At 71.1% G+C, this 4,058-nt stretch carries 4 protein-coding genes; all 4 read right to left on the minus strand.

Going from position 1 to position 4,058, the window contains the following annotated elements; all coding sequences use genetic code 11:
• A partial coding sequence (locus Q0Z66_RS12075) for an urea amidolyase family protein (RefSeq protein ID WP_298041494.1) occupies positions 1 to 1,425 on the minus strand: 1,425 nt, incomplete at its 3' end.
• Positions 1,425 to 2,225, minus strand: a complete 801-nt coding sequence (locus Q0Z66_RS12080; protein WP_298041496.1) for a putative hydro-lyase — start codon at positions 2,223 to 2,225, stop codon at positions 1,425 to 1,427. The genes Q0Z66_RS12080 and Q0Z66_RS12075, both read right to left, overlap by 1 nt.
• Before the next feature lies 1 nt (position 2,226).
• The gene (locus Q0Z66_RS12085; RefSeq protein WP_298041498.1) at positions 2,227 to 3,003 is read right to left on the minus strand and encodes a 5-oxoprolinase subunit PxpA; all 777 of its coding nucleotides are present in this window, start codon (positions 3,001 to 3,003) and stop codon (positions 2,227 to 2,229) included.
• 2 nt (positions 3,004 to 3,005) lie between these two features.
• On the minus strand, positions 3,006 to 4,058 hold a 1,053-nt coding region (locus Q0Z66_RS12090), incomplete at its 5' end, for an NRAMP family divalent metal transporter (protein ID WP_298041500.1).

Here is a 4,058-nt window from a genome sequence, read left to right on the forward strand (position 1 = left end):
CAGGAACAGCACGGGCTGTCCGTCGGCGGGCACCTGGATGGCGCCGGTCACGGCGCCCTCGCTGGGCAGTTCGCCGTCGCGGGCGCGCTCGAGCGCGACCTCTCCCTGGATGCGGATGCCGACCCGGTCGGAACGCGGCGTGACCAGCCATTCCTGCGTGGTCAGCGTCTCGATGGCGGCCGGGGTGAACCAGTCGTCGCGCGGGCCGAGGGTGATCGTCAGGTCGACGAGGTCGCCGGATGCTGGGAGGTCCCGCTCCGCCGCGACCGGGTCGACGGCGCCACGGGCGAGATCGCCGATCGCGATGACGTCTCCGGCGACGAGCGGTGCGGGTCCGAGCCCGGCGAGCGTGTCGCTCGCGACGCTGCCCAGGGCGGATGCCGCATCCGCTCCCCCGCGGACGGCGAGGACGTAGCGCATGCCGCGGGTCGGGTGCGCGAGCGCGAGCTGATCGCCGTCGACGGTGGCGAAGGGGATGCCGTGCGGGATGCTGCGGCCCAGGCCCGCGGCATCCGTCAGCCTGATCTCGCCGACCGCTCCGGTGACCGCGGCGACGCCGTCACCGTGGAAGCGCAGGGTCACGGCCCCCACGCTCTCGAGGACGGCGGCTGCGGGGTCGTTGCCGACCGCGCGGTTCGCATCGCGCATGGCGGTGCGGTCGGCGACACCGGATGCCGAGACACCGAGGGCCGCGTGGCCGGGGCGCCCGGCATCTTGGATGAGGAGCTGGAGAGCGGGGCGGACGACCTCGATGGCGGAGGTGCCTTCGACACGCTCACGCCGCTTCGTCTCGCTCGCCACCGGGTGCGAGGACGAGCCGCGTGCGGCCCGCTCGAACCGCACGACGGTCCCCGGCGCGAGGAGCGCCGGCGGGTCGCGGTCGATGTCCCACATGACGGCATCCGTGCGTCCGATGAGCTGCCAGCCACCGGGGCTCTCGCGCGGGTAGACGCCCGTGAAGGCGCCGGCGAGGGCGACGGATCCGGCTGGCACGCGGGTGCGCGGCGAGGAGCGCCGGGGAACTTCGAACAGGGGGTCGTCGCCGACGATGTAGCCGAACCCGGGCGCGAAGCCCGAGAAGGCGACCCGCCAGTTCGCCGACAGATGCCGGGCGACGAGCTCCTCGCTGGAGACGCCGAGCAGGCCTGCGGCCTCGGCGAGGTCCTCGCCGTCGTAGTGCACGGGCACGACGACCTCGCCTGCCGCCTGCTCGTGCTCGCCGTCGACCTCGATCGCCTCGAGAGCTGCGGCGAGCTCCACGGCCGAGGTGCGCACGGGGTCGAAGCGCACGAGCACGGTGCGGGCGCCGGGGATGCGCTCGACGACGCCGGGCACGCCGTCCCAGGCGAGGTGGAACCGCATCGCCTCATCGAGGTCGGCGGCTTCGACGAGGAGGGCGCGATCGGATGCTGTGAGGATGCGCATCAGACGATGTACTCCGCATCCGGAACGTCGGTGATGAACATGTACCCGGGCGAGTGGGTGACGGCGAACGGCGGCCGGGACGCCATGATCGCGGCCTGCGGGGTGACGCCGCAGGCCCAGAACACGGGCACCTCGCCGTCGCGGACCTCGGGGGCGTCGCCGAAGTCGGGGGTCGACAGATCGACGATGCCGAGGGATGCCGGGTCGCCGATGTGCACGGGGGCGCCGTGCACCGCGGGGGTGCGGCCGGTGATCTGCACGGCATCCGCCACCTGCCGCGCGGGGATCGGGCGCATGGAGACGACCATCTCTCCGCGCAGGCGCCCGGCCGGCGTGCAGTCGATGTTCGTGCGGTACATCGGCACGTTGCGGCCGAGCTCCTGATGGCGGATCGGGATGCCGGCCTCGACGAGTCCGGTCTCGAACGTGAAGCTGCACCCGATGAGGAAGGCGACGAGATCCGGGTGCTCCGCCCACGCGGCGCGGGCATCCGTGGTCTCCTCGGCGAGCACGCCGTCGCGCCAGATGCGGTAGCTGCCGATGTCGGTGCGGATGTCGCTGCCGGGCGCGAGCGCCGATTCGACGGCGCCCTGCTCGATGACATCGATGACGGGGCAGGCCTTCTGGTTGCGCTGCGTGTACAGCAGCGTCTCGAAGGCCCAGTCGGCGGGGACGGCGATGAGGTTGGCCTGGGTGAGACCGGTCGCCACCCCGCTGGTCGGCACGGATTCGCCGGCACGGTAGGCGGCGCGCGCTGCGCGGGCCGCGGCGAGCTGAGCGGGGGTAGCGAGCACGGTCATGTCAGGCTCCTGCTCCAGGTCCGGCGAACGGGGCGATACGGATGCCCTCGGCCTCGAGCATCCGCTTCGTGGCGGCGGCCATCGCGATGGATCCGGGGCTGTCGCCGTGCACGCAGATCGACTGGGCGTCGACGCGCACGTCGGTCCCGTCGATCGCGCGGATGACGCCCTCGGATGCCAGGCGCACCATGCGCTCGGCAACCGCGTCGGCGTCGTGCAGCACGGCGCCGGCCTCGGTGCGCGAGACGAGCTGGCCGTCCGGCTGGTAGGCGCGATCGGCGAACGCCTCGGCGGCGGTCGCGAGACCGGCGCGCTCGGCGACGTCGAGCACGACGCCGCCGGCGAGGCCGAGCAGCACGAGGTTCGGGTCGATGGCCTTGATGGCGGCGACGACGTCCTTCGACTGCCGCTCGTCGCGTGCGATGGTGTTGTACAGCGCACCGTGCGGCTTGACGTACGACACCGCACCGCCGACGGCGGAGGTGAGGCCGATCAGCGCGCCGAGCTGGTACTCGACGTGCGCCTGCAGGGTGGCCGAGTCGATGTCCACCTTCGTGCGACCGAAGTTCTCGTAGTCGCGGTAGCCGGGGTGCGCGCCGATGACGACACCGCCGGCGACGGCCGCGGCGAGGGTCTCGCGGATGCCCTCGGGGCTTCCCGCGTGGAATCCGCACGACACGTTGGCGCTGGTGACGATCTCGAGCATGCTGGCATCGTCGCTGACGATGCGGTCGGGCACGTTCTCGCCGAGGTCGGAGTTCAGGTCGATGACGGCCATGCTTATGCTCCGATTCCGAGGAAGGCGAAGATCGGGCCGACCGAGACGATGCCCATGTACCAGGTGAGCAGAGTCACGAGGGTGCCGGCGATGAGCAGCCACATCGGGTACTTGCGGGCGCCGAGCAGGTCGCGGCGGAACCAGCCGATGTACATGAACACCGTGAGACCGATCGGCAGGATGAGGCCGTTGAAGCCACCGACGAAGACGAGGATCGCCGCGGGTGCGGTGCCGATGAGCAGGTAGACGATCAACGAGACGACGATGAACGCGACGGTGCCGATCTGCAGCGGCCAGCCGCCGAGCATCTTCTTGTTGAACGTCGACAGGAACGTCGCGGAGGTGTACGCCGCGCCGATGACGGAGCTGAGCGCCGCGGCCCAGAAGATCGCACCGAAGATGCGCAGGCCTGCGTCGCCGAGGACCACTCCGAAGGCCTGACCGGCCGGGTTCGCAGCCTGGCTCGAGAGGTCGAGCGCGACGCCGGATGCCACGACGCCGAGGATCGCGAGGAAGAGCACGTAGCGCATGACGCCGATGATGAGGATGCCGTTGAGGGCTGCGCGCATGACACCGGGGGCGTGCTTCGGGCCGACCTGGCCGGAGTCGAGGTAGCGGTGGGCGCCCGAGTAGGTGATGTATCCGCCGACCGTGCCGCCGACGATCGTGGTGATGGTGGCGAAGTTCAGCTCATCGGGGACGAACGTCTGGCGCAGGGCGTCGCCGACCGGGGGCTGGGCGATGATCGCGACGATCACGGTCATCGCGATCATGCCGATGCCGAGGATGACCAGGACGATGTCCATGACCTTCCCGGCCTTCTTGATGAGGAAGATGATGATCGCGAGCGCACCGGTCAGCAGGCCGCCGATCTTCGGGTCGACGCCGAGCAGGGCGTTCAGGCCCAGGCCGCCACCGGCGATGTTGCCGATGTTGAAGGCGAGGCCGCCGATGACGACGAGGATGGCGATGACGTGTCCCGAGTAGGGGATCGCCGAGTTGGCGAGCTCGCCGGCGCGCTTGCCGGACGAGGTGATCATGCGCCAGATGTTCAG

The organism is uncultured Microbacterium sp. (assembly GCF_947632095.1).
GTDB lineage: Bacteria > Actinomycetota > Actinomycetes > Actinomycetales > Microbacteriaceae > Microbacterium.

Excerpts from the sequence above, each read along its gene's own strand:
- Q0Z66_RS12080 (WP_298041496.1), bottom strand. The coding sequence starts at position 2,225 with ATGACCGTGCTCGCTACCCCCGCTCAGCTCGCCGCGGCCCGCGCAGCG.
- Q0Z66_RS12085 (WP_298041498.1), bottom strand. The coding sequence starts at position 3,003 with ATGGCCGTCATCGACCTGAACTCCGACCTCGGCGAGAACGTGCCCGAC.